The sequence below is a fragment of the Arthrobacter sp. Leaf141 genome (assembly GCF_001424565.1).
Lineage (GTDB): Bacteria > Actinomycetota > Actinomycetes > Actinomycetales > Micrococcaceae > Arthrobacter.
Window position 1 is genome coordinate 25,459 of record NZ_LMOL01000007.1, and the last position, 24,085, is coordinate 49,543.

Annotated in this window: 20 protein-coding genes and 1 pseudogene; 9 read left to right on the plus strand and 12 right to left on the minus strand. The window is 66.7% G+C overall.

Annotated features, from left to right (window positions below; all coding sequences use genetic code 11):
• The 9 genes and pseudogenes from ASF72_RS20015 to ASF72_RS07865 all read right to left on the minus strand — a co-directional run.
• Positions 1-459, minus strand: a pseudogene (locus tag ASF72_RS20015) (hypothetical protein); the annotation flags it as partial.
• A gap of 81 nt (positions 460-540) precedes the next feature.
• Positions 541-1,623, minus strand: a complete 1,083-nt coding sequence (locus ASF72_RS07830; protein ID WP_056597883.1) for a hypothetical protein — start codon at positions 1,621-1,623, stop codon at positions 541-543.
• A 141-nt stretch (positions 1,624-1,764) separates the two neighbouring features.
• Positions 1,765-2,835, minus strand: a complete 1,071-nt coding sequence (locus ASF72_RS07835) for a Gfo/Idh/MocA family protein (protein ID WP_056598051.1) — start codon at positions 2,833-2,835, stop codon at positions 1,765-1,767.
• A 99-nt stretch (positions 2,836-2,934) separates the two neighbouring features.
• A complete protein-coding gene (locus ASF72_RS07840) occupies positions 2,935-3,642 on the minus strand; it encodes an ABC transporter ATP-binding protein (RefSeq protein WP_056597885.1) in 708 nt (235 codons plus the stop codon).
• Positions 3,643-3,644: 2 nt separating this feature from the next.
• Entirely contained in the window at positions 3,645-5,114 is a 1,470-nt protein-coding gene (locus tag ASF72_RS07845; RefSeq protein WP_056597887.1) for an ABC transporter permease, read from the minus strand.
• A 179-nt stretch (positions 5,115-5,293) separates the two neighbouring features.
• Positions 5,294-6,394 carry a substrate-binding domain-containing protein gene (locus tag ASF72_RS07850; protein ID WP_050684873.1) on the minus strand — a complete coding sequence of 367 codons (1,101 nt, stop codon included), beginning with the start codon at positions 6,392-6,394 and terminating at the stop codon, positions 5,294-5,296.
• Between the two features lie 48 nt (positions 6,395-6,442).
• The gene (gene mmsB / locus ASF72_RS07855) at positions 6,443-7,726 is read right to left on the minus strand and encodes a multiple monosaccharide ABC transporter permease (protein WP_050684874.1); all 1,284 of its coding nucleotides are present in this window, start codon (positions 7,724-7,726) and stop codon (positions 6,443-6,445) included.
• 45 nt (positions 7,727-7,771) lie between these two features.
• Positions 7,772-9,328: a multiple monosaccharide ABC transporter ATP-binding protein gene (mmsA, locus tag ASF72_RS07860; RefSeq protein WP_050684875.1), complete on the minus strand. Its 1,557-nt coding sequence runs from the start codon at positions 9,326-9,328 to the stop codon at positions 7,772-7,774.
• 132 nt (positions 9,329-9,460) lie between these two features.
• On the minus strand, positions 9,461-10,651 hold the full coding sequence (locus ASF72_RS07865) for an ROK family transcriptional regulator (protein WP_056597889.1): 1,191 nt from the start codon (positions 10,649-10,651) through the stop codon (positions 9,461-9,463).
• A 203-nt stretch (positions 10,652-10,854) separates the two neighbouring features.
• Here ASF72_RS07865 and ASF72_RS07870 point away from each other — a divergent pair, with 203 nt between their 5' ends.
• Complete coding sequence (locus ASF72_RS07870; protein WP_056597891.1) at positions 10,855-11,649, plus strand: nitrilase-related carbon-nitrogen hydrolase; 795 nt, start codon at positions 10,855-10,857, stop codon at positions 11,647-11,649.
• On the opposite strand, the gene ASF72_RS07875 is transcribed toward ASF72_RS07870, so the two are convergent.
• Positions 11,643-13,421 (minus strand): PucR family transcriptional regulator ligand-binding domain-containing protein, encoded by a 1,779-nt coding sequence (locus tag ASF72_RS07875; protein WP_056597893.1) that lies wholly within the window; start codon positions 13,419-13,421, stop codon positions 11,643-11,645. The genes ASF72_RS07870 and ASF72_RS07875 overlap by 7 nt on opposite strands.
• A gap of 110 nt (positions 13,422-13,531) precedes the next feature.
• Between ASF72_RS07875 and ASF72_RS07880 the strand changes: the two genes are divergently transcribed.
• Both ASF72_RS07880 and ASF72_RS07885 read left to right on the plus strand, forming a co-directional pair.
• Positions 13,532-15,043, plus strand: coding sequence for an amino acid permease (locus tag ASF72_RS07880; protein ID WP_056597895.1), 1,512 nt, complete (start codon positions 13,532-13,534; stop codon positions 15,041-15,043).
• 36 nt (positions 15,044-15,079) lie between these two features.
• Positions 15,080-16,801, plus strand: a complete 1,722-nt coding sequence (locus ASF72_RS07885) for a flavin monoamine oxidase family protein (protein ID WP_197273536.1) — start codon at positions 15,080-15,082, stop codon at positions 16,799-16,801.
• Positions 16,802-16,819: 18 nt separating this feature from the next.
• On the opposite strand, the gene ASF72_RS07890 is transcribed toward ASF72_RS07885, so the two are convergent.
• Together ASF72_RS07890 and purU are read right to left on the minus strand one after the other, a co-directional pair.
• Positions 16,820-17,338, minus strand: a complete 519-nt coding sequence (locus ASF72_RS07890; protein ID WP_056597897.1) for a gamma carbonic anhydrase family protein — start codon at positions 17,336-17,338, stop codon at positions 16,820-16,822.
• A gap of 125 nt (positions 17,339-17,463) precedes the next feature.
• Positions 17,464-18,324, minus strand: coding sequence for a formyltetrahydrofolate deformylase (purU, locus tag ASF72_RS07895; protein WP_056597899.1), 861 nt, complete (start codon positions 18,322-18,324; stop codon positions 17,464-17,466).
• A gap of 277 nt (positions 18,325-18,601) precedes the next feature.
• Here purU and glyA point away from each other — a divergent pair, with 277 nt between their 5' ends.
• From glyA to ASF72_RS07925, 6 genes are all read left to right on the plus strand, one after another.
• A complete protein-coding gene (glyA, locus tag ASF72_RS07900; RefSeq protein ID WP_050684882.1) occupies positions 18,602-19,900 on the plus strand; it encodes a serine hydroxymethyltransferase in 1,299 nt (432 codons plus the stop codon).
• A gap of 3 nt (positions 19,901-19,903) precedes the next feature.
• Positions 19,904-20,803, plus strand: a complete 900-nt coding sequence (locus tag ASF72_RS07905) for a bifunctional methylenetetrahydrofolate dehydrogenase/methenyltetrahydrofolate cyclohydrolase (RefSeq protein ID WP_056597901.1) — start codon at positions 19,904-19,906, stop codon at positions 20,801-20,803.
• Between the two features lie 126 nt (positions 20,804-20,929).
• Complete coding sequence (locus ASF72_RS07910) at positions 20,930-21,484, plus strand: hypothetical protein (protein ID WP_056597903.1); 555 nt, start codon at positions 20,930-20,932, stop codon at positions 21,482-21,484.
• A 10-nt stretch (positions 21,485-21,494) separates the two neighbouring features.
• On the plus strand, positions 21,495-22,328 hold the full coding sequence (locus ASF72_RS07915) for an exodeoxyribonuclease III (protein ID WP_056598053.1): 834 nt from the start codon (positions 21,495-21,497) through the stop codon (positions 22,326-22,328).
• A 16-nt stretch (positions 22,329-22,344) separates the two neighbouring features.
• The gene (gene trpS, locus ASF72_RS07920) at positions 22,345-23,388 is read left to right on the plus strand and encodes a tryptophan--tRNA ligase (protein ID WP_056597905.1); all 1,044 of its coding nucleotides are present in this window, start codon (positions 22,345-22,347) and stop codon (positions 23,386-23,388) included.
• A gap of 4 nt (positions 23,389-23,392) precedes the next feature.
• Positions 23,393-24,085: a 2'-5' RNA ligase family protein gene (locus ASF72_RS07925; protein WP_082484147.1), complete on the plus strand. Its 693-nt coding sequence runs from the start codon at positions 23,393-23,395 to the stop codon at positions 24,083-24,085.

Consider the following 24,085-nt stretch of genomic DNA (forward strand, 5'->3'; position numbering starts at 1 on the left):
TACGAGTCCGCCGGGTGTGGTGTCGCTAGTGGGCGCTGTCCCATTGCCGCCCAGGTCCACGTCGACGACGGCGTCTACGAGTCCGCCGGGTGTGGTGGTCGGTGCGGAGGATCCGCCATTGCCGCCGAGGTCCACATCCACGACGGCGTCTACGAGTCCGCCGGGTGTGGTGGTCGGTGCGGAGGATCCGCCATTGCCGCCCAGATCGATATTGACAGCAGCATCAAGCAGGTTGGCCTGGGACGGTGCGGTCTGCCCCTTGTCCCCACCGGTCAGCGCGACAGTGGCCTTGGCATCAACCGTCTTGGAATCGGATCCGGCAGTGGCCTTTACAAACGCGGATGCTGCAAGATCCGATCCATTGGTTGTGTCCGCGGCGTTCGCCGCCGTGCAGCCGAGGGCCAGAAGCCCGCCGGCAAAGAGGGTGCCGAGCAGCCCCCTGCGAAGGTTGTAACTCATGGTTTTTCTCCTGAAAAGTTGTTGGTGGGCGCAACCGCACCCAGATGGACTCGTTCCGCCCTGGGGCAGAAGGTCGCTCAACTAGTCGGGAGATGATCCGGGGTCGAAAGACACCGGCGAGACTGCGTGCTCCAGGAAATCTGCTGCAACAGTTGCGCCGAGGGTTGGGAGCAGAAGTTCAATCGAGGCCAGCCAAGCGGGGGCGCCCGCGGAGTTGGCTGACGACGCGCTGCTGGCTGCGCCCGATCCTGAAACGGCCGGTAGCTGCACGGGCTCAGGGGCAGGGAAACCCGGGTTATGTCCGTCCGACGATGCTGGCTCAACCGCCGGAACTGCCGACACCGCAGGCGTTGCGGAAAGCAAACCACCAACAGGAACCGCCACGATGGCGCGGGTTGAAGCCGGCACGGCGATGGCGGCGGTGTTCAATTCCGCTGCTCCGGCTGGATCGGAGCCGCTGCTCTCCTGGCCGGCGGTCAGCGGCGCTGCAACGTTTGAAGGCTCCGTAACCACCGGAACCGGAGCTCCTGCCGGGGCCGGAATCCGGACCTCTGCCGGCGCAGGTACCTGAGTGACGGGTGCGACGTCGGTGACGATCTCCGTGACGGGTGCGACGACTGGGTCCAGAACGGGCGCGACGCCGGCCACCACCTCGGCAACGGGACTCACCACAGGTTCCAGAACAGGGAAGCCGGCCACAGGTGCGGACGCCACTTCGGTTACTGCCACCGTGATCGCATCAACTGCGGTGGCCACGGGCGTGGTGACAGTCGCCACGGTGCCTGCCGAGACCACCTGCTCGACGATGGGCAGCGACGACGCCACGTTATCGGCGAGACCGGAGACGCCCCCTGCCACCGGACTGAGGAGGCCGCGGTCAGATGATCCCGGTGCAGGCTTGGGTGAAACGGAGACCGGCTTCGGAGCCACGGGAATGGTCTGCTGGACCGGATCCGGCGCATGCCGGACAACTGTCCCGGCCGGCTCCGTCAATTTCTTGGCCACCGACGAGACAGATCCGGTGGTCTCACCGAGAAGTGATGATGCGTCGGAAAGGACGTCGGCCGAAGACGCGGTGGCCGACAGGGTCAGCCAGGTGACGGCGGCCGCACCTGCCAGCAGGATCGGGCGCAGGGCATGCCATGGCGAACGGGTTCCTGCCATGCATACCACCCCCAGTGACGGCGCATTCGACGAAACCCCAGCCTAAGACCGTTCCGCCGGGAAAGTCCAGAGTCTGGACCAATGTTCGGCGAACAACATCCGTGGCAAACCTGCGGTTGGGAAGGTACAGGAAGGCCGCCGTCAGTGCCGGTCGTTGGGGTAGCTGACGCCGAGCTGCCCGCGCACCCCGTCGAAGAGGCGCATGGTGTTCAAAGAGTCGTCCAGCGGCATGACCGGGCTTTCGGTCAGGCCCTGCTGGATGCAGCGGGTTACCTCCCGCAGCTCGTAGGTGTACCCGCGGCCAACTGTCTCGAACGTTTCGGTCCGGCGGTCATCCCAGCCGCTGGCGATCATGATTTCACGCGGATTATTGATGGATCCTACGGTCTGGAGGAAGCCCAGGCTTCCGGCGACGGTAGCGGTCCGTGGCCCGTGCGCCAGGAGGGACGAGGTGAGCTGAGCCTGGGCGCCGCCGTTGTAGCCGAGCGTCATGGCATTCTGGGCGTCAACGCCGTCGTCATTGACCACACCTGTGGCACTGACGGTCTGCGGAAACCCCAGGGTTCCCAAAGCCCACAGCAGCGGATACACGGACAGGTCCAGCAGCGCTCCGCCGCCGTCCTGCCGGGCCCAAAGCCGGGCCGTGGGGGAGTAGGGGGCCGGGAAGCCCAGGTCGGCAGTGACCCAGTGGATGTCTCCCAGTTCGCCGGACGCCGCAATCTCAAACGCTCGCTGCATGGAGGGCAGGAACCTGCTCCATACCGCTTCCATCAGGAACAGGTTCCCGCTCCTCGCCATCCCGATCAGCTCGGCGGCCTCACGCGCATTGATGGTCAGGGCCTTTTCGCAGAGGACGTGCTTTCCGGCCTGCAGCGCCGCCAGGACGATTTTGTGGTGCTGCGCATGCGGGGTGGCCACGTAAACCACGTCCACCGCATCATCGGCGAGAAGCCGCTGATAGCCGGGTACACCGCCGTCGTCACCGTAGGCGTGCCCCACCCCGTACTCCGCCGCGAAGGCGTCCGCGGACGACTGGCTCCGCGAGCTGACGGCATGCAGCTCCGCATCCGCCAGCATCGCCAGGTCCCCGGTCACGGACCTGGCGATCCCGCCCGTGGCGATGATGCCCCAGCGCAGCGGTTTGCCGGTGGCGGAGCGGGGATCGGAATCGGACTGGCTGGTCAGCCACGGCGTGGCGATGGGCGTAGTCATGGTGACCATCCTCTCATTCAGGCAGGGGCCCGCCGGCGTCGGACATGCCTGAGCGGCGGGGCCTTGCGGGCCCCGCCCCGCTGCACCCGGCGCCCGGAACTAGGCCGGCGCACCAGCCACGGCTTTGGCGCGGACCGGCTCTTCGGTCAGCTTGCCCTGCTGCAGGCGGAAGCGCCTGTCGGTCTTGTTGGCCAATGCCCTGTCGTGGGTGACCACCAGGATGGTGGTGTTGTGCTCCCGGCGGAGGCTGCTGAGCAGTTCGATGATGTGGTCACCGGTCTGCTCGTCCAGGTTGCCGGTGGGCTCATCCGCGAGGATCAGCTTGGGTTCGTTGGCCAGTGCGCGGGCAATGGCCACGCGCTGCTGCTCGCCACCGGAGAGCCTGTTGATCCGCCGCCCGTGTTTCTCCGGATCCAGCTGCACCTGCTCCAGCAGCTCCCTGGCCCGCTGCAGGCGGGCAGCCCTGCGGAGGCCGGCGAATTCCATCGGCAGCATCACGTTATCGACGGCGGACAGATTTGGGATCAGGTTGAACTGCTGGAAAACGAACCCGATGTCCCGGCGCCGGTATTCCGTCAGTTTCCGGTCCGGCATTTTGGCCAGGCTCACGCCGTTGACCACAACGTCGCCGCTGGTGGGTTTGTCCAGGGCCCCGAGCAGGGACAGCAGGGTGCTCTTTCCGCTGCCGCTCTTGCCCACAATGGAGGCCAGGGTGCCCTGGGCGAGTTCGAAGCTGACATCGTTGACGGGTTTGATGGTGCGGTCACCGGAGTTGAAGGTGCGGACCAGGTTCTTGACTTCAATCATGGCTATTCTCCTCGCAGGACTTCGATGGGACGGATGCGTGCTGTCAGCAGGGCCGGCACCAGTGCGCCGATGATCGCCACACCGAAGACTGCGGCGATTCCGCCGGCAATCACGCCGGGCGAGGCGCTCGCCGTGACGGACGTCAGCAGTTGGGAAGCGCCGCCGAACGGACCGCCCTGCCCGCCGGGGAATCCTGCGCCGCCGCCGGGCATCCCCGCTCCGCCGGCAGCCCCGGCCATGGCCGCGCCGCGCCCGGTGGTGGCTGCCGTCGTCGTGCTGGTGGTGTTGGTGCTGATCAGTGCCGAGGCGATGCCGCCGCTGGCGAAGGAGGCGATAATGGCTCCAGCCGCGCTGCCCAGGGCCGCGAGGACCAGGGCTTCGAGGACAAACTGCAGGCCGATGGTGCGGTTGGGCGCGCCGATGGCCTTGAGCACACCGATTTCCCGGCGGCGCTCGCGGACCAGCATCACCATGATCAGCAGGATGATCAGTCCGGCCGTGCCGAGGGCGGCGATGAAAGCGATGAAGGAAATGTTCTTGACGCTGCCCAGCGAGCTGACGGCGGTCTCAAGGTTCTGGCCCTGGGTGACGTCCGCCGCGTCGGTGCCGAGGGCGGCCTGCAGCGCGGTCTTCGCCGTGTCGACGTTCTCCAGCGAGTCCACGGTGACAATCATGCTGGACAGCTCGCCGGGCACCCCGGCCAGGGCCTGGGCGGTGGGGAGCGTCAGGTAGGCGGCGTTGTTGCCGAACGTGGTGCCGGCGTCGAACAGGCCCGCCACGGTGTACGTCTGGTCGTTGATGGTGAACGTGGACCCGATGGCGAGGTTGTTCTTCGCGGCCAGCGTGGTCCCCAGCAGCGCGTTGGTGGATTCCGCGGAGTAGTCGCCCAGCCCGGTGCCTTCCGTGATGTTCAGGGCCTTGCCGGCGGTGTCCACTTCGGCGCCGACGCCGGTGGCGGTGATGGGCAGCGACCGGACCGGCTGGGTGGTGCCCGTGGTGCCGCTTGCCTGGTTGCGGTTCCCCAACGTGCCGGCGTCAACGGCCGCGGTTAGGCTGGTGGTCAGGGTTGCCGCGGCCTGGCCGCCGGGCCCGCCCTGGCCACCCGGCCCGCCCTGGCCACCCGGCCCGCCCTGGCCGCCGGCAGCGGTCTGGGCCGCAGCTTCGGTGGCGTTACGCAGGCGCAGGGATGAGGTTCCGACGACGGCACTGACGTTGGGCACGGCCGCCGCGGTGGCTGCCTGGTTGGCGGTGAGCGGCTCGCCGCCGCCTTCGAAGCCCTGGCCACCGGCAGGGTTTACGGTGAGGACCGTCCCCACGGACGCGTTGAGTTCCTGGACTTTGGCGCCAACGGCCTGGTTGGCCACCAGCATGGCCAGGGCCAGTCCGATGGCAACGGCCAGCACTGCCACCACGGCGGCCGTGCGGACCTTGTTTCTGAAGGCGTTGCCTACACTGCGGGCAAGGACGCTCACGTTACTCCTATGGATCAGGTGCCGGCACGGAAGGCCGGCGTCGGATCCACACTCGCGGGCCATCCTGTGCAACAAACCGGCCGGACCTGTGCCTGGGCTGTGAAGGCTGCGGGCACCGGATCCGGGCACGGAAAAGCCCGGCCCCCGTGGAAGGGAGCCGGGCTGTCCGGTGCGTGGTGTTACTTGGTCAGCGGGCCGAGTACCGGATCGTCGGTGTAGGCCGTCTTGACGTTTTCCGCGGTGACGATCACCGGGGGCAGCAGGAAGGCGGGAACCGTCTTGACGCCGTTGTCGTAGGACTTGTCGTCGTTGATCTCAGGCGTCTTGCCGGCCTGGAGGTCCTTGACCATCACAATTGCGTGCTCAACGAGCTTGCGGGTGTCCTTGTTGATGGTGGAGTACTGCTCGCCCGCAAGGATCGACTTGACGGACTCTTCTTCGGAGTCCTGGCCGGTGATGACGGGGAGCGGCTTGCCGGCCGCCTTGACGGACGTGATGACAGCACGCGCCAGGGTGTCATTCGGGGAGAGGACGCCGTCCAGGGATTCGGTGCCGTAGGAACCGGTGAGGAGGGTGTCCATGCGCCGCTGGGCGTTTTCAGCCTTCCAGTCCTGGGTGACTGCCTTCTCGAAGGTTGTCTGGCCGGAGAGGACCTTCAGCGTGCCGTCGTCGATCTTGGGCTTGAGGACCTTCATGGCGCCGTCGAAGAAGACCTTCGCGTTGGCGTCATCAGGCGAGCCTGCGAGCAGTTCGATGTTGTACGGTCCGGCCGGCTTCTTGGCCTTCATGCCGTCGAGCAGGGCCTGGCCCTGGAGCTCGCCAACCTTGAAGTTGTCGTACGCCACGTAGTAGTCCACGTTCTCGGTGTTCAGCAGGAGGCGGTCGTAGGCGATGATGGTGGCGCCGGCGTCCTTGGCCTGCTGGAGCTGCGTGCCCAGCTGGGACCCGTCCAGGGCACCCACGATGATGACCTTGGCGCCCTTGGAAATCATGGCGCTGATCTGGTTCTGCTGTTCGGCCACACCGTTGTTGGCGAACTGGACCGTCGGCTTGAATCCGGCGCTGGTGAGGCCGTCGTTGAACAGCTTCTCCGCCAGGACCCAGTTCTCGCTGGTCTTCTTGGGAAGTGCGACGCCGATGGCTGAGTCCTGCGCGAATCCTCCGGTTCCTTCGCTGGAGCCGCCCGTCGAGGGTGTTTCGGCGCGTCCGCAGCCGGTCAGCGCCAGTGCTGCAATGGCAGCAACTGCTGCCGCCTTCCCTGCTTTTCCAAACATTCGCATGTTTTCGCTACTTTCTTTTATGGGGTGGTGGGACGGGAAGCTGAGTACTCAGGCTTCCCGGGAAATGGTTGCTTTGGTGGAGGTGACTTCATCGGGCTGAAGCGGCGTGCCGGGGCCGTTTGAGGACCGGTTGAAGTTCTTCATCATCAGGCCGATGATCGAGGCCCGGCCCTGGGACTTGTTGTAGACGTCGATGGCCACGGCCACCAGGAGCACAAGGCCCTTGATCATGGACTGCCAGTCAGCGCCGACGCTGAGCAGCTGCAGGCCGTTGTTCAGGACGGCCATCACCAGGCCACCAACGATCGAGCCGATTACGGTGCCCACGCCGCCGGTCACCGCAGCGCCGCCGATGAAGACAGCGGCGATCGCGTCCAGCTCCCAACCGGTGCCGTCGGACGGACCTGCAGAGGTTGAGCGGGCCACGAAGATCATGCCGGCCAGGCCGGCAATGATCGACATGTTCATCATCACCAGGAAGTTGATCTTTTTGGACTTCACGCCGGACAGTTCGGCTGCGTGGCGGTTGCCACCCACGGCGTAGACGTGGCGGCCCACAACGGTCTTGGAGGAGATGAAGCCGTAGACCAGGACCAGGACGGCGAGGATCAGGCCGGGGATGGGGAACGAGGTGCCCGGCCGCCCGGTGGCGAACAAGTACGTGGCGTAGAGGATGGCGCCGCAGATCAGGACCAGTTTGAGGACCATGACCCAGGTTTCCGGAACCTCCGCGCCCAGCGCCTTGGCGGAGCGGCGGCGGCGGACTTCACCAATCACCACAAAGGCGGCTGCCGCCAGGCCCAGGAGCAGGGTGAGGTTGTTGAAGCCGGTGTTCGGGCCGATTTCCGGCAGGTAGCCGGCGCCGATGAACTGGAATTCCCGCGGGACGGGGATGGAGTTGGACTGTCCCACAAACTGCTGCGCACCGCGGAAAATCAGCATGCCGGCCAGCGTCACGATGAACGCCGGGATGCCCACATAGGCCGTCCACCAGCCGTGCCAGGCACCGATCAGGGCGCCCAGGCCCAGGCCCAGCAGGATGGCGAGGAACCAGGGCAGGTTCCAGTCGCGCATGGCGATCGCCACCACCATGCCCACGAAGGCTGCCACGGAGCCCACGGACAGGTCGATATGGCCGGCGATGATGACCAGCACCATGCCGATGGCGAGGATCAGGATGTAGGAGTTGCCGTTGAAGAGGTTGATGACGTTGCCCGGGGTGAGGGTGATGCCGCCTGTGAGCCACTGGAACAGCAGGATCAGTGCCACCAGGGCAAAGATCATGCCGAACTGGCGGGTGTCGCCGCCAAAGAGTTTCTTGAGCGCGTTCATTGTTTCGGTCCTCGTATCTGGAAGGTTCTGGAAAGCTCCAGAGGATTAGGCGGCTTTTCGGGCGGAGGTCATGAGCTTCATCAGGCTTTCCTGGCTCGCTTCCGCCTTGTCGAGGACGCCGGTAATGGCGCCTTCGAAGATGGTGTAGATGCGGTCGGAGAGTCCCAGGAGCTCCGGCAGTTCCGAGGAAATGACGATCACGCCTTTACCCTGGTTGGCGAGCTGCTGGATGATGCCGTAAATCTCGTATTTGGCGCCGACGTCGATGCCCCGGGTGGGTTCATCCAGGATCAGCAGCTCCGGGTCGGTGAACATCCACTTGGCCAAGACCACCTTCTGCTGGTTGCCGCCGGAAAGTTTCGCCACACCTTCCTGGACCGAAGGGGCCTTGGTCCGCAGGGACTTCCGGTACTGCTCGGCCACCGCAAACTCCTTGTCGGTGTCCACAACGCTCCGCTTGCTGATTTTCTGGAGGTTGGCCGAAACGGTGGTGGTTTTGATGTCGTCCAGGAGGTTCAGGCCCAGCGACTTCCGGTCCTCGGTGACGTAGCCCAGCCCGGCGTCGATGGCCTGGGGAACGTTTTTGAGCGCCGTCTCCTTGCCGTGGATGTATACCTGGCCGGAAACGAAGTGGCCGTACGACCTGCCGAACACGGACCGGGCCAGTTCGGTCCGGCCGGCCCCCATCAGCCCGGCGAAGCCCACAATCTCGCCGCGGCGGACAAAGAAGTTGGAGCCCTTGCAGACCAGCCGGTCCTGGATCTGCGGGTGGGCCACCGTCCAGTCCTTCACTTCGAAGAAGACTTCGCCGATCTTGGGGGTGTGGTCCGGGAACCGGGACTCGAGGGTGCGGCCCACCATGCCCTTGATGATCCGGTCCTCATCAACGCCGTCCGCCTTGACGTTGAGCGTTTCGATCGATTTTCCGTCGCGGATGATGGTGATGGAATCGGCGATCTGTTCGATCTCGTTGAGCTTGTGCGAAATGATGATCGAGGTGATGCCGCGGCCTTTCAGGCCCAGGATGAGATCCAGCAGGTGCTGGGAGTCGGATTCGTTCAGCGCTGCGGTGGGCTCGTCCAGGATCAGGATTTTCACGGACTTGTTCAGGGCCTTGGCGATTTCAACCAGCTGCTGCTTGCCGACGCCGATTTCCTTGATGGGGGTGTCCGGGTTTTCGCGCAGGCCCACCCGGGCCAGGAGTTCGGTGGAGCGGATGCGGGCCTCGGCCCAGTCGATGACACCACGTTTGGTGGGTTCGTTGCCCAGGAAGATGTTCTCCATGATGGAGAGCTCCGGGATCAGCGCCAGCTCCTGGTGGATGATCACGATGCCGGCCTGCTCGCTGGCCCTGATGTCCCGGAACTGTTGGGTCTGGCCCTGGTAGACGATGTCGCCGTCGTAGCTGCCGAACGGGTAGACCCCGGAGAGGACTTTCATCAGCGTCGACTTGCCGGCGCCGTTCTCGCCGCAGATGGCGTGGACTTCGCCGGCCTTTACCCGCAGGCTGACTTCCGACAAGGCTTTAACGCCGGGAAACTCTTTGGTGATGGACCGCATCTCGAGGATGACAGGGTCCGTGTGCGTGGTCTGGGACGTCATGGGCCCTAACCTCCATTAAAAAATGACTCCGTTGTCCGGCCGGCAAAGCGCAGGGCCGTCTGATGCAAAAGTAAACTGGATCACAGCTATTGTCGTCAAGTCTTGAACGCAATTACCGGATAACGAAATGGTCTAGTTTTTCCTGATGCCAGCATTTTGGAACACCAGGGCGGCCGCTCCGAGGGCTTCGGCACGGTCCCCGAGGGAGGACATGGTGAGGGTGGTGGTCTCCCCGATGACGGGGACTGCGTGCCGTGTCAGGCCCCGGCGGATCGGGTCCAGCAGCAGGTCTCCGAGCCCGGCCAGCGGCCCGCCCACCACAATGACTTCGGGGTTGATCAGGTTGGCGACGTTGCCCAAAGCGCGGCCCACGGACAGGCCGGCGTCGTCAACCACGCGCAGGGTGGCGGGGTCCCGGGCCAGGGCCTTCCGGACGATGTCAGCGGGCGTCAGCGGGCGGTCCTCGCCGCGGCTGAGCAGCTCGATCATGGTGGTGGTGGAGGCAATGGTTTCCAGGCAGCCGCGGTTGCCGCACCGGCACACCAGGCCCTGTTCGTGGATGGTGGCGTGGCCGATCTCGCCGGTGATCCCCACGTTGCCGTAGTACGGCGCGCCGTTGAGGATCAGGCCCGCGCCGATGCCTGATCCGATCTTCAGGAACATCAGGTTGCTGACGCCGCTGTGCCGGCCCCACGTGACCTCGGACCAGGCCCCGAGGTTGGCGTCGTTGTCAATGAAGACGGGAAATTGCAGTTTCTCTTCCAGGTGCTGCAGGATGTTGATGCCCACCCACTCAGGCAGGATCGCGCCCTGCGCAACGGTTCCCGTGCGCCGGTCAATCGGGCCGGGAATTCCGACGCCGGCACCCACCACGGCGGTCCGCTCTATGTTGCTTTCCCGCAACAGTTTGTCCAGCAGGGTCACTGCCGCCTGGATGCCGTCCTCCGCCTGGTGGCCCAGTGGCAGCATCACGGATTCCTCGGCGATCACGCGGTAGCTCAGGGAGGCCAGGACCACGCGGAGGTGCCGCCGGCCGAAGTCGATGCCAACGGCCACGGCGCCGTTGCTGTTGAGTCTCACGTTGAGGGCGCGGCGGCCGGAACTGGTAATCGGTTCCGTGGACGCGAGGCCGGAGTCCAGCATGATCTTGACGATGTTGGAGACCGTCGCCGTGGAGAGGCCTGTCTGCCGGGCGAGTTCAGCCTGGGTTGAAGGCCCGCCGCGCAGGCTTTCGATGATGCGTTGCTGGTTCAGCTGCCGCAGTGCGGACTGTGAGCCGGGATTCTTTGGCTTGCTCCTCGTTGAGCGCGGGGTTCCGGACATGCTATGTACAGTGCCCTATTTCCCGGCTTGTAGTCAAGAAGTTAACGCATGCGTCGGTTAGCGGTAACTTTTTGGTCATAGGACGATTCGGCCCCCGATGGCATGCTGCGTGTGCAAATGGCCCGGACGCATCCCGGCGCGCGCTGGTTAGGCTGGAGCCAGGCCGTTATCCCCCGGCCGTCCCGCGATGGAAGGTGGTAGCGGTGCTGCTGGCACTCCTGCAGGCAAACGCCGCAGTCCTTGACCCTGATGCCAACCTCGATTCCCTTGAAGCCGCGGCAGCCACCGCCGCCGCGCGGGGCGCAGCCGTCCTGGTCACCCCGGAACTGTTCCTGGTGGGCTACGCGCCGCGGCGCATCCGGTCCGGCCTGGACCCGGACATTCTCCCGGCGCTGCGCCAGCGGCTGGCTGACATTGCCAGGCGGCACGGGATTGCGTTGGTGTACAGCCTGCCCCGCCTCACCGCCCAGGGGGAGTGGCAAATCAGCGCCACCCTCCTCGACGCGCAAGGCGCCAGCTTGCTGGAGTATGGCAAAGTGCACCTTTTCGGCCCGGACGAGCGGGCGGCCTTCAGCCCCGCCACCCAGCCGCCCGCCGTCGTCGACTTCCACGGAATCCCCACCTCGATGGTGATCTGCTTCGACGTCGAATTCCCCGAAACCGTACGGGCCGCGGCCTCGCGCGGAGCCGAACTGCTCCTGGTCCCCACGGCGCTGGCCCACGGCTTTGACGACGTACCCCAGGTGCTGCTCCGCGCCAGGGCGCTGGAAAGCCAGGTCAGCATCGCCTACGCGAACCATTCCGGCGTCGAGGACGGCCTTCGGTTTCTGGGCGGCAGCGTGGTGGCCGGGCCGGACGGCAAACTGCTGGCGGCTGCCGGAGCCGGAGCCACTGTCCTCTTTGCCGAGGTTGATCCCGCAGCGGCGCGGCGGGAGCGGGCCGAGGTGCCGTACCTGGCCGAGCGTCGCCCGGACCTGTACCGGGACTGGGGCTACTGACCGGCAGAGTCCACAAACTGCAGCGCAAACCATAGTTCGGCCCGCGCTGCCGCCTGCGCCAGGTCCAGGTCCAGGAGTTCCGCCAGCGCGGTGATCTGCCGGCGGACGCTGTTGCGGTGCAGGCCCAGGTCCTTGGCCGCGGCATCCCAGCTGCCGTTGGCGGCCAGCCACGAGCGAAGCACCAGCAACTGCGCGTCCCGGCGCGCCGGTTCCTGTTCAAGGACAGGGGCCAGCAGCCGGGCGGCGAGCAACGCGCCGGCGTCGGCGCCCAGCAAACCGGCGACGGACCAGGTGAGGTCTTCCTCCCGCACCGTCGATGCGGTGGCCAGGACCCGCGGGCGAAGCGCGGTGGCGCGCTGGTAGGCGGCAGCCAGGCCCGGAAGTTCCGTGGGGGCGCCCACCACCAGCCGCCACCCTAGCTGCTCCACCTCCGCCAGCAGCGGCCCGTCCACCTTGAGGCGGGTCACGGTGGCGAAGCCGTCATCGGTCAGTTCCACCAGCTTGGTGTCGAAAATCCGCCGCCAGTGCAGCAGGTCGCGGACGGCGCCTTCCGTGGCGGCAGGAGCCGCTGCCGGTGTGCCGGACCGGAGCCCCAGCACCACGCGGACCGGGGCCGACCGGGTCCCGCCCACGCTCTGGGCCAGCAGGTCCTTGAGGGCGTTGAGCCGGCGGGAGCTGTTACCGGCCAGGCTGTCCGGGTGCAGCAGCAGGGCGGTGGCCAGCTGGCTGGGTGCCAGGGAGCCGCTGGTCCGCTGCCGGACCAGCAGCTCCAGCAGTCCCACCACGGCGGACACCACATTGTTCTGGGCTGGCGTCAGGGGTTTGCCGGCCCCCAGCACCAGGGCGCCCAGCGTCGCGTCCCGGGTGTTGCGCAGCGGATGCCCGAACAGCAGGGTGGGATCCGGGGTGTCCACGGAGCCGGTTTCGATGCGGGGCCCGCTGCCGGCCAGGAGCCTGGCCACCAGCGGCTGGAGGAGGGAATGCTCGACGGCGGCCCTGGGGTTGGTGCCGGGGCCCGCCTGTGCGGCCGCCCGGGCCCGCGCCCTGCCGTCCGCCCCCACCAGGACAGCCCACACCGGCACGCGTTCGGTGAGCGCCGCCAGCAGCTCGTGTTCCGGCCGGGCGGACAGGACGGCCCGCATCAGGTGCCTGTTGGTCTCCGCCAGGTGCCGGAACACCTGGGCGTTCCCGGATTCCAGGAGTTTGGAGAATTCCAGGCCCAGCGCGGCGAACGGGATGCTGGCCGGAACTTCCACCAGCGTCAGGCCGTGACGCCGGCAGGCTTCCACCAAGGCGTCGGGAACCGCGTCGAAGTAAGGCTGCAGGCCGAATCCCAGGGCAGCGACCCCGGCTGCCACCAGGCGCCGGACGTACGCGTCCGCCTGCGCCGCCGTGCCGCCGTCCTCCGCCGCACCGCCCGCAGCGGCACCCGGGGCGGGGGAGCCGCCGCGGTGCGTGCCGCCGTCGTCCGGGCCTGCTGCCGGCCCGCTCCGCAGCCCGCCGCTGCGACCGCTGCCGCCGGTACCGGGGTGATCGCCGGCGTGGCCCCCGGCCAGGAACGGCAGGCCCGCAGTCAGCACAAATTCGCCGTCCAGCAGGTACGGCGTGGGGTCACCGAGTTCGCTGGGCTCCACCCAGCGCAGCGGCGCGGCACCGTTGCCGGCATGGTGCACCACTGTCACCCCGGCAGGCAGAGCGGCCAGGAAGCGGCCCAGGGTTACTGCGTCCAGCTGCTCCGGGCTACCATCGTTCTCTGGTGCATTGTGTCTCATGCTGGAAGCCTACAGGTTGTTTTGCACACCATTGAGATGCTGCTCACACCCCTAGTCTGGGGAAAGGGAAAACCAGTTCAACCACCCACCAACAGGAACGGACGTCAACGATGACTGTGCCAACACTTTCCGGCAGGGGGCCGGCCCGGGCAGCCGGCCGGCCTTCACTCGGCGCGCAACTGCTGCGCCGCAAGCCGATCGCGCAGATGGTCACCGAAGCCGGCGACGCACAGGACGGACCCCGTCTGGTCCGCAGCTTCGGCGTGCTCCAGCTGACAATGATTTCCGTTGGCGCCACCCTTGGCACCGGCATCCTGGTGATCCTCGGCGAATCGGTGCCGCTGGCGGGGCCGGCCATCTGGATCTCCTTCGCCATCGCCGGCCTGGCCGCGCTGCTGTCCGCCGTCTCCTACGCCGAGATGGCAGGCATGGTGCCCGTCTCCGGCTCCAGCTACTCCTATACCTACGCCACCATGGGCGAGGGCATGGCCTGGATCTGCGGCTGGTGCCTGGTCCTGGAATACGCGGTCTCCGTGGCCGCCGTCGCGGTCGGCGCCGGCCAGTATGTCAACGAGGCCCTGGCCGTCTTTGGAACCGCTCTCCCGGACGCGCTGTCCCAGCCGCCGGGCGACGGCGGCATGATCAACGTCCCCGCCATGGTCATCGTGTTGCTCGCCACCGCGCTCCTGGTCCGCGGCGCCAAGGAAAGTGCCTGGATCAACACGTCCATCGTGGTGGTCAAGGTGGGCATCCTGCTCTTCTTCTGCGCAGTGGCCTTCACCGCCTTCACCGCAGGCAACTTCGAGCCGCTGCTGCCCATGGGGGCCGCCGGCGTCTCCGCCGCAGCCTCACGGGTCTTCTTCTCCTACATTGGCTTTGATGCCGCCTCCACAGCCGGTGAGGAGGCCCGCAACCCCAAAAAGGACCTGCCCCGTGCCATCATGCTGTCCATGCTGATTGTCACCACCATTTATGTCCTGGTGGCAGTTGCCGCCATTGGCGCCCGGCCGTGGGGCTGGTTCGACGGCACCGAGGCCGCCCTGGTGAAAATTCTTGAGGAGACCACCGGCCAGCCCTGGATCGGGCTCGTGTTTGCTGTCGGCGCCGTGCTGGCCATCGCCAGCATCGTCCTGACCGTCCTCTACGGCCAGACCCGCATCCTGCTGTCCATGGCCCGGGACGGCCTGATTCCCGCCGTCTTCGGCCGGGTGTCCCGCCGGACCGGCACCCCCGTGGTTGGCACGCTCCTGGTGGGGACCGCCGTCGCGCTCACTGCCGGGCTGATCCCGCTCGGCGCCCTGGCGGACGCAACCAGCATCGGCACCCTGTTCGCCTTCGGCCTGGTGAACGTGGCCGTCATCTACCTGCGGCGCAGCCGGCCGGACCTCGAACGGACCTTCCGGGTGCCGCTTTTCCCCATCACCCCCATCCTCGGCGCCATCATGTGCGGCTACCTCATGGCCAACCTCGGCGCCGACACCTGGGTGGTGTTCGCGCTGTGGATGCTGGTGGGTATTGCCGCTTACTTCTCCTACGGCCGGCGCCATTCCAAGGTGGCGGCGATGAGCTCCGCGGACTACCTTGAGGTGTCCGCCGCCCGCCCCGCACCGCAGCATTCCTGATCCGGACCGTCCCAAACCTTCCAAAGGCAGACTTCAATGACCATCGCCACAGAACTTCCGGCCTCCGGCCCCGCAGGCGCCCCCTCACAGGGTGGTGCCGATGCCGGGACGGCTGCCCCCATCACCATGCTCAACCCGGACTTCCCGTTCAGCTACGACCACTACCTGGCCCACCCGGACGGTCTCGGTTCGGTGCCGCCGGAGCTGCTGGGCACCGAAGTGGCAGTCATCGGGGCCGGCCTGTCCGGCCTGGTCACCGCCTACGAACTGATGAAGCTGGGCCTGCGGCCTGTGGTGTACGAGGCGGACCAGATCGGCGGCCGACTCCGCACCGCCAACTTCCCGGCAGCACCCGGCGTCGTGGCGGACCTGGGCGGCATGCGGTTCCCGGTGTCAGGCAAGGCCTTTTACCACTACGTGGACCTGCTGGGCCTGGACACCCAGGAATTCCCCAACCCGCTCTCCAACGCCACCTCCAGCACCGTGATCGAGCTCGCCGGCAGGAAGTACTATGCCGAAAAGCCCTCGGACCTGCCGCCGTTCTTCCGTGAGGTGGCCGACGCCTGGAAGGCTGCCGTGAACGACGGCGCCAGGTTCACTGAAATGCAGGAGGCCATCCGCACCCGGGACACGGGCAGGATCAAGGAACTCTGGAACGAGCTGCTGCCGCTGATGGACGAGCAGACCTTTTACGGCTTCATCGCCGCCAGCGAGTCCTTCAAAAAGGCCGGGTTCACGCACCGGGAGGCGTTTGGCCAGGTGGGCTTCGGCACCGGCGGCTGGGACACGGACTTCCCCAACTCGATCCTCGAGATCCTGCGGGTGGTCTACACCGACGCTGACGACGCGCACCGGCTGATCCGGGGCGGCGCGCAACGGCTCCCCGAGGCACTCTGGCAGCACGCGCCGTCGGGCCTTGCCCACTGGCCGGAGGGCACCTCCCTGGCCTCGCTGCACTCCGGGTCCCCGCGCGGCGCCGTGGGCAAAATCAGCCGCGACCCGGACGGCAACCTGCGGATCCGCGAACGCTGGGGCCGCGAAGCCACCTACCCGGCAGTGGTCACCACGTGCCAGTCCTGGCTGCTGTCCACCCGCATCCATACCGAAGAGGCGCTCTTCCCGGCGGAGCTGTGGACGGCGATCGAGCGTTCGCACTACATGCAGTCGTCCAAGACCTTCGTGATGGTGGACCGGCCGTTCTGGAAGGACATTGATCCGGCCACGGGCCACGAGGTGTTGTCCATGACCCTCACGGACCGGCTGAACCGCGCCACCTACCTCCTGGACAACGGCCCGGACCAGCCCGCGGTCATCCTGCTTTCCTACACCTGGAACGACGACGCGCTGAAGTGGCTGGCGCTCGACGCCGACGAACGCGTGGAGCTGATGCTGCACTCGCTCGAGCAGATCTACCCCACGGTGGACATCGCCAGCCACATCGTGGGCCAGCCCATCACCGTGTCCTGGGAAGCGGACCCCAACTTCATGGGTGCGTTCAAGGCCAACCTGCCCGGGCACTACCGCTACCAGCAGCGGCTGTTTACGCACTTCAAGCAGGACGCGCTGCCCGACTACCAGCGCGGCATCTTCCTGGCCGGCGACGACGTTTCCTTCACTGCCGGCTGGGCCGAGGGCGCCGTGACCACCGGCCTGAACGCGGTGTGGGGCGTGGTGAACCACCTGGGCGGGTCGGCGGCGCCGGGCAACCCCGGTCCCGGCGAGCTGCTCGACTCGATCGGGCCGGTCAGCCTGGACTGATTCCCTGGGTTAGTGGGGTCAGCCGTGCAGGGCGCGGTGCGCCCTGGCGAGCCCGACGTAGCGTTCGGCGTTGGCCCGGACGCCGTCGAACTCCTCGTCGGTAAGGGGCCGCCGGACTTTGGCCGGGACGCCTGCCACCAGTGACCGCGGCGGCACCACCGTGCCCTCGAGGACCACGGCGCCGGCCGCCACCAGCGAACCCGCGCCGATCACCGCGCCGTTCAGGACGGTGGCGCCCATGCCGATCAGGCAGTTGTCCTCCACCGTTGAACCATGGACGACGGCTGCGTGCCCCACGCTGACCCGCTCACCCACCGTGCAGGGGAAGCCCGGGTCCGCGTGAAGCACCACGTTGTCCTGGAGGTTGCTGCCGGCGCCGACGCTGATCTTGGCGGTGTCGGCCCGGACCGTGGCGCCGTAAAACGCGCTGGCGTCCGCCGCCAGGCTGGCATTGCCGATGATCGTGGCCGTGGGGGCGACGAATGCTGTCTCGTGGACGGCCGGGGTGTTCCCGGCGAAGGGGTACAAGGGAGCCATGGGTTCACTCTAGCGACGCCTGCGCGTGGCCGGTTTCCGGTGCGGATGTGACAGGCCTGCGCGCCCCACCCAACTGACTCGCAGTTGTTGTCGTTTTGAGGGCTCAAAACGACAACAAGTGCGAGTCAGTTGAAGACCACCGTGCGGTTCCCGTCCAGCAGCACCCGGTGCTCGGCGTGCCACTGCACCGCCTGGACCAGCGTGCGGCCCTCCACGTCGCGGCCCATCTGGACCAGCTGCTGCGCCGTGCGGCTGTGGTCCACGCGGATGACTTCCTGCTCGATGATCGGACCCTCGTCCAGGGCGGCCGTCACGTAGTGGGCGGTGGCGCCGATCAGCTTCACGCCGCGGGTGTGGGCCTGGTGGTACGGCTTGGCGCCCTTGAAGGAGGGCAGGAACGAGTGGTGGATGTTGATGGCCTTGCCCGTGAGGTCGGTGCACAGCTCATCCGAGAGGATCTGCATGTAGCGGGCCAGGACGGTCAGCTCGATGTTGTGCTCCGCCATGATGGCGCGCAGCCTGTCCTCCGCCTGGACCTTGGTGTCCGCGGTGACCGGGATGTGGTGGAACGGGATGCCGTAGAACTCGGCCAGCCCGGCCAGGTCCTTGTGGTTGGAGACAATGGCCGGGATGTCGATGGGCAGGGTGCCGCTGCGCTGCTGGAACAGCAGGTCGTTGAGGCAGTGCGCCGACGTGCTGGCCAGGACCAGGGTCCGGACCTTCCGGCCCGCGGGGTTCAGGCTCCACTGCATGCCGAACGCGTCAGCCACGGGCTGCAGGGCCGCGCGGAGCTCTGACTGCGTGGCGGTCGTGGTCACCTCCACGCGCATAAAAAACGTTCCCGTGGCGGGGCTGCCGTACTGCTGGGAGTCCGTAATGTTGCACCCCGCCACCAGCAGGGCGCCAGCCACAGCGTGGACGATTCCCTGGGTGTCCGGGCAGGACAGGGTGACTACGAATGCATCGTTGAGTTGCTCATCTTTCACGCAGTCAAGCCTACCCGCGCGCCAGGGTGTGCTTTTGGTAGGCTGGTCGGGTCGCAACTGGCGTTGGGTGGCTAACCACCAGGGAGCGGCAATCACGAAGACCACGGATCGTACGCCTGGGCCGAGGGTCATGTTTTGCCGGAAACGGGGCACCGGTTGCCTGTGCGCAGCCGCGTCCCGTGCCACCCGCCTGATGCCAGTAGCCAACACGGCGGTGAGGCGTGCCAGCCGGTAGCCTGACCTAAGCAGTGCCCGAATCCCGAGCCAGGAGTTCTTTGTGACTACCACAGCCACCACAACATCAGCCGTCAGCAACCAGTCGCTGGCCGAGCTTGACCCCGAAATCGCTGCAGTCCTCAACCAGGAGCTTGGCCGCCAGCGCGGCACCCTGGAAATGATTGCCTCCGAAAACTTCGCGCCCCGCGCCGTGATGGAAGCCCAGGGCTCCGTCCTGACCAACAAGTACGCCGAGGGCTACCCCGGCCGCCGGTACTACGGCGGCTGCGAATACGTGGACATCGCCGAGCAGCTTGCCATCGACAGGGTCAAGGACCTGTTCGGCGCCGAGTACGCCAACGTCCAGCCGCACTCCGGGGCCCAGGCCAACGCCGCCGCCCTGTCCGCCATGATCACCCCGGGCGACAAGATCCTGGGCCTGTCCCTGGCGCACGGCGGACACCTCACCCACGGCATGAAGCTGAACTTCTCCGGCAAGCTCTACAACGTAGCCGCCTACCAGGTGGAGGAAGATTCCTTCCGCGTGGACATGGACAAGCTCCGCGAGCAGGCCATCGCCGAAAAGCCGCAGGTCATCATCGCCGGCTGGTCCGCCTACCCGCGCCACCTCGACTTCGCTGCGTTCCGTTCCATCGCCGATGAGGTGGGCGCCCTCCTGTGGACGGACATGGCGCACTTCGCCGGACTGGTGGCAGCGGGCCTGCACCCCAGCCCCGTCCCGTACTCCGACGTTGTCACCTCCACCGTGCACAAGACCCTCGCCGGTCCCCGATCAGGGGTGATCCTGGGCAAGCAGGAGTGGGCCAAGAAGCTCAACTCCAACGTGTTCCCCGGCCAGCAGGGCGGTCCGCTGATGCACGTCATCGCCGCCAAGGCCGTGGCCTTCAAGATCGCCGGCACCCAGGAGTTCAAGGAACGCCAGGAGCGCGTCCTCGAAGGCGCCAAAATCATCGCCGACCGCCTCAACCAGGCTGACGTTGCCGAGGCCGGCGTTTCCGTCCTCACCGGCGGCACCGACGTGCACCTGGTCCTGGTGGACCTGCGCAACTCCCAGCTGGACGGCCAGCAGGCCGAGGACCTCCTGCACTCCGTGGGCATCACCGTGAACCGCAACGCCGTTCCGTTCGACCCCCGCCCGCCCATGGTCACCTCCGGCCTGCGCATCGGCACCCCGGCCCTGGCCACCCGCGGCTTCGGCGCCGCCGAGTTCACCGAGGTCGCAGAGATCATCGCCAGCGCGCTGAAGGCCGGCACCGCCACCGACGTCGAGGCGCTCCAGTCCCGCGTGGACAAGCTCGCCGCCGACTTCCCGCTGTACCCGCAGCACGAGCAGTGGTAACCAATGACTGATACCGCAACTGCACAAATCCTTGACGGCAAGGCCACCGCCGCAGCCATCAAGGCCGAGCTGACCGGACGCGTGGCCACGCTCCGTGCGAAGGGCGTCACCCCCGGCATCGCAACTGTGCTGGTGGGCGCCGACCCCGCCTCGCAGCTGTATGTCTCCATGAAACACAAGCAGTCCGAACAGATCGGGATGAACTCGATCCAGCGCGAACTGCCGGCTGACGCCACCCAGGCCGACGTCGAGGCCCTCATTGATGAACTCAATGCGGATCCCGACTGCCACGGGTACATCGTGCAACTGCCGTTGCCCAAGCACCTGGATACCGACGCCATCCTTGAGCGGATCGACCCCGCCAAGGACGCCGACGGACTCCACCCGACCAATCTCGGCCGGTTGGTGCTCAACGTCAACTCGGAGATCACCACTCCTCTGCCGTGTACACCCCGCGGCGTCATCGAGCTCCTCGAGCGCAATGGGTACAGCCTTGCCGGCAAGCACGTGGTGGTGGTTGGCCGTGGCGTCACGATCGGCCGGACCATCGGCCTGCTGCTCACCAGGCGGGCCATCAATGCGACGGTGACGCTGACGCATACCGGCACCAAAAACCTGTCGGAGCTGCTCAAGCAGGCGGACGTTATTGTGGGCGCCGCTGGAGTCAAGCACATTGTCAAGGCCTCGGACGTGAAGCCGGGCGCTGCCCTGCTTGATGTGGGGGTTACCCGGGAAACCGATCCGGAAACAGGTAAGAGCCGCGTCCACGGAGACATCGATCCCGCCGCCGCCCAGGTGGCCGGCTGGATTTCGCCCAATCCCGGCGGCGTGGGCCCCATGACCGTGGCGCTGCTGATGACCAATGTGGTTGAAGCGGCGGAACGCCAGGCAGGCATCGCCTAGCCCACGTGGGTTAAAACGCGCGACGGCGGCCCCGCACCTTCCCGGAAAGGTGCGAGGCCGCCGTTGTTGTGTTCGCCGCCGGTGGAAGCGTGCCGGATCGGCGCCGGGATTTGAGAGAATATCTCCATGCAATCAGTGGGCAGTTCCAACTCATCAGCCAAACCCCGTTTCTCCATGTTCCGCATCAGCGGGCCGGGGCTGATGGTCCTGGTGACCGCGTTTGTGGTGGCCGTCATCTTCGCCGCCAACCAGAACGATGTGGTGGGCTGGGTAGTGGCCATCATCGCCCTCTTCTGGCTGGTCCTGGCCACCTTCGTGGTGGTCAGCATCCAGCGTGCCGCCAAGAAGGCGGGCGCCAAGCTGACCGAGGCCCAGAACGCCTTCAACACCGCAGCCGGCCGGGCCCCCTCGCCCACGGCAGCGAACCACGGCGGTACCAGCGTGGTGTACGAGCGCAGCGAAGCCGATGAGGTCCGTGACCTCAAGCTGGACCACTCCTTCAAGATCGTCCAGGTGCAGGTCCGGGTGGTGGAGGAAGAGCGTGCCAAGGGCGCCGCCGCCAACCAGGACACCATCCACCGCGCCCTGGAAACCATCGAGATCACCGCCACCAACGCCCGCGGCATGATGAAGTCCTCCGGCGGCTCCGGTGAGCCGGTCAGCGGAACCATCATCGACTAGAGTGGAGCGGGTGAGCTCGGCATTGAAGAAGGACCACCTTCGCATCGCATCCGTCAACGTCAACGGCCTCCGCGCCGCCTACAGGAACGGTATGGCAGCCTGGCTGGAACCGCGTGAGGTGGACATCCTCTGCCTGCAGGAGGTCCGCGCCCCGGATGCGATTGTTCACCAGCTCCTCGGTGCGGGCTGGCACATCCTGCACGCCGAAGCCGAGGCGAAGGGCCGCGCCGGCGTGGCCATCGCCTCCCGCGAGGAACCACTGACCACCCGCATCGGCATCGGCGACGAATACTTCGCGACGGCGGGACGCTGGGTCGAAGCAGACTTCCGGCTCCGCGACGCCGCCGGCAACCCGGTCCAGCTCACCGTGGCCAGCGCCTACGTCCACTCGGGCGAGGTGGGCACCCCCAAGCAGGACGACAAGTTCCGTTTCCTGGACATCATGTCCACCCGGCTGCCCGAGCTGGCCAAGCACAGCGACCACGCCCTGGTGGTGGGGGACCTCAACGTGGCCCACACGCCCCTGGACATCCGCAACGCCAAAGCCAATGTCAAAAAGGCCGGCTTCCTGCCCGAAGAGCGCGCGTACTTCGACAAGTACCTCGGCGGGGACATCGGCTGGCAGGACGTCCACCGCAACCTGTCCGGCCCGGTGGACGGCCCGTACACGTGGTGGTCCCAGCGCGGCAAGGCGTTCGACAACGACACCGGTTGGCGGATCGACTACCACTTGGCCACCCCGGCCCTGGCCGCTGCTGCCTTCTCGGCAGTAGTGGACCGCGCGCCGTCGTGGGACACCCGCTTCTCTGACCATGCACCGCTGGTAGTGGACTACCAGCTCTAAGCCCGAAAGTTCCACCATGACTAGCCTGACCTCTCCGGCCGCTAAAAAGCGCATTCTCTCCGGCGCCAAACCCACCGCCGATTCGCTGCACCTGGGCAACTACATCGGTGCCGTGCGCAACTGGGTGGACATGCAGGAGGAGTACGACGCCGTCTTCTTCATCCCTGACCTGCACGCCATCACCGTGGACTTCGACCCCGCGGAGCTCGCCAAGCGCACCCGGACCGTCGCGGCACAGTACATCGCCGCCGGCATCGACCCGGACCGCAGCATCTTCTTTGTCCAGTCCCACGTGCCTGAGCACGCCCAGCTGGCCTGGGCCCTGAACTGCATCACGGGTTTCGGTGAGGCTTCCCGGATGACCCAGTTCAAGGACAAATCGCAGAAGTCCGGCGCCGACTCCGCCACGCTGGGCCTCTTCGCCTACCCCACGCTGATGGCAGCCGATATCCTGCTGTACCAGACGGACCTGGTTCCGGTGGGCGAGGACCAGCGCCAGCACCTGGAACTGACCCGGAACCTGGCCCAGCGGTTCAATACCCGGTTCGGGGACACGTTCACCGTCCCCGAGGCCACTATCGTCAAGGAAAGCGCCAAGATCTACGACCTGCAGAACCCCGGCGCCAAGATGTCCAAAACCGGCGAGTCGCCCAACGGTGCCATTCAGTTGCTGGAGGACCCCAAGGTCGCCGCCAAGCGGATCAAGTCTGCAGTGACCGACGCCGGCACGGAGATCCGCTTCGACACCGGGGAAAAACCGGGCATCTCCAACCTGCTCACCATCTACTCGGCCCTGACCGGCAAAACAGTGGCCAGTCTCGAAGCCGAATACGAAGGCAAAATGTACGGCCACCTCAAGGTGGACCTTGCCGATGTGGTGGTTGATTTTGTGACACCCCTGCGGGACCGGACCAATGAACTGATGACGGACCCGGCCGAACTGGACCGGCTGCTGGCCTCAGGGGCTGCACGGGCACGGGAGATCGCCTCGGTCACCCTGGGCAACGTGTACGAGCGCATGGGGTTCCTGCCGTCACTGAGCCTCGCCGGAGTCCGCTAGAGCCATGTCTGCCAGCAACGTCACCGCACGGGAAGGAACCCGGGGCCCAGGCTCGCTGGGAGCCGCGCCCACCCCGCACGGCGGCCCTGCCGGCGGCGGGGACGGTTCCCGCCAGGAAGACATCAGCGTTGGCGTGATCCTGGGCTTCCCGGCTGAGGTTGCCAGCGAACTGCAAAGCTGGCGGGCCTCATTTGGGGACCCCCTGGCGGAGGTGGTGCCTGCCCACATCACCCTGGTCACCACCACCCCCACCACGGACTGGGACGCCACCCTGGCGCACGTGCGCAGCGTGGCCCGGGGCCAGCGCCCCTTCCGGGTCACGATTTCCGGGACCGGGACGTTCCGGCCGGTCTCCCCGGTGGTGTTCATCAAGGTGGAGGACGGGTTCGCCGAGTGCGTGGACCTGCACGGCAAGCTCCAGCAGGGGCCGCTGCACCGCGACCTGCCGTTCGCCTACCACCCGCACGTCACCATCGCCCACGATGTGGCCCCGGAAAGCCTCGACGAAGCCGAAACGGTGCTGAAGAGCTACAGGGCAAGCTTCCCGGTGGCTAGCATGGGACTTTACGAGCACGGTGCCGATGGCATCTGGCAGCTACGGGAAGAGCTGGACTTTGGGACCGAAACAGACAACAACGCCGGCACCCGGCATAAAAACTCAGCAAGGGACGCCGGGGACGCCGCCGCTTCCCACTGA

Excerpts from the sequence above, each read along its gene's own strand:
- ASF72_RS07840 (WP_056597885.1), bottom strand. The coding sequence starts at position 3,642 with ATGATTGAAGTCAAGAACCTGGTCCGCACCTTCAACTCCGGTGACCGC.
- ASF72_RS07925 (WP_082484147.1), top strand. The coding sequence starts at position 23,393 with ATGTCTGCCAGCAACGTCACCGCACGGGAAGGAACCCGGGGCCCAGGC.
- ASF72_RS07885 (WP_197273536.1), top strand. The coding sequence starts at position 15,080 with ATGACCATCGCCACAGAACTTCCGGCCTCCGGCCCCGCAGGCGCCCCC.
- mmsA (WP_050684875.1), bottom strand. The coding sequence starts at position 9,328 with ATGACGTCCCAGACCACGCACACGGACCCTGTCATCCTCGAGATGCGG.
- ASF72_RS07880 (WP_056597895.1), top strand. The coding sequence starts at position 13,532 with ATGACTGTGCCAACACTTTCCGGCAGGGGGCCGGCCCGGGCAGCCGGC.
- ASF72_RS07850 (WP_050684873.1), bottom strand. The coding sequence starts at position 6,394 with ATGCGAATGTTTGGAAAAGCAGGGAAGGCGGCAGCAGTTGCTGCCATT.
- ASF72_RS07905 (WP_056597901.1), top strand. The coding sequence starts at position 19,904 with ATGACTGATACCGCAACTGCACAAATCCTTGACGGCAAGGCCACCGCC.
- mmsB (WP_050684874.1), bottom strand. The coding sequence starts at position 7,726 with ATGAACGCGCTCAAGAAACTCTTTGGCGGCGACACCCGCCAGTTCGGC.
- ASF72_RS07830 (WP_056597883.1), bottom strand. The coding sequence starts at position 1,623 with ATGGCAGGAACCCGTTCGCCATGGCATGCCCTGCGCCCGATCCTGCTG.
- ASF72_RS07865 (WP_056597889.1), bottom strand. The coding sequence starts at position 10,651 with ATGTCCGGAACCCCGCGCTCAACGAGGAGCAAGCCAAAGAATCCCGGC.
- ASF72_RS07875 (WP_056597893.1), bottom strand. The coding sequence starts at position 13,421 with ATGAGACACAATGCACCAGAGAACGATGGTAGCCCGGAGCAGCTGGAC.
- ASF72_RS07835 (WP_056598051.1), bottom strand. The coding sequence starts at position 2,835 with ATGACTACGCCCATCGCCACGCCGTGGCTGACCAGCCAGTCCGATTCC.
- ASF72_RS07890 (WP_056597897.1), bottom strand. The coding sequence starts at position 17,338 with ATGGCTCCCTTGTACCCCTTCGCCGGGAACACCCCGGCCGTCCACGAG.
- ASF72_RS07910 (WP_056597903.1), top strand. The coding sequence starts at position 20,930 with ATGCAATCAGTGGGCAGTTCCAACTCATCAGCCAAACCCCGTTTCTCC.
- trpS (WP_056597905.1), top strand. The coding sequence starts at position 22,345 with ATGACTAGCCTGACCTCTCCGGCCGCTAAAAAGCGCATTCTCTCCGGC.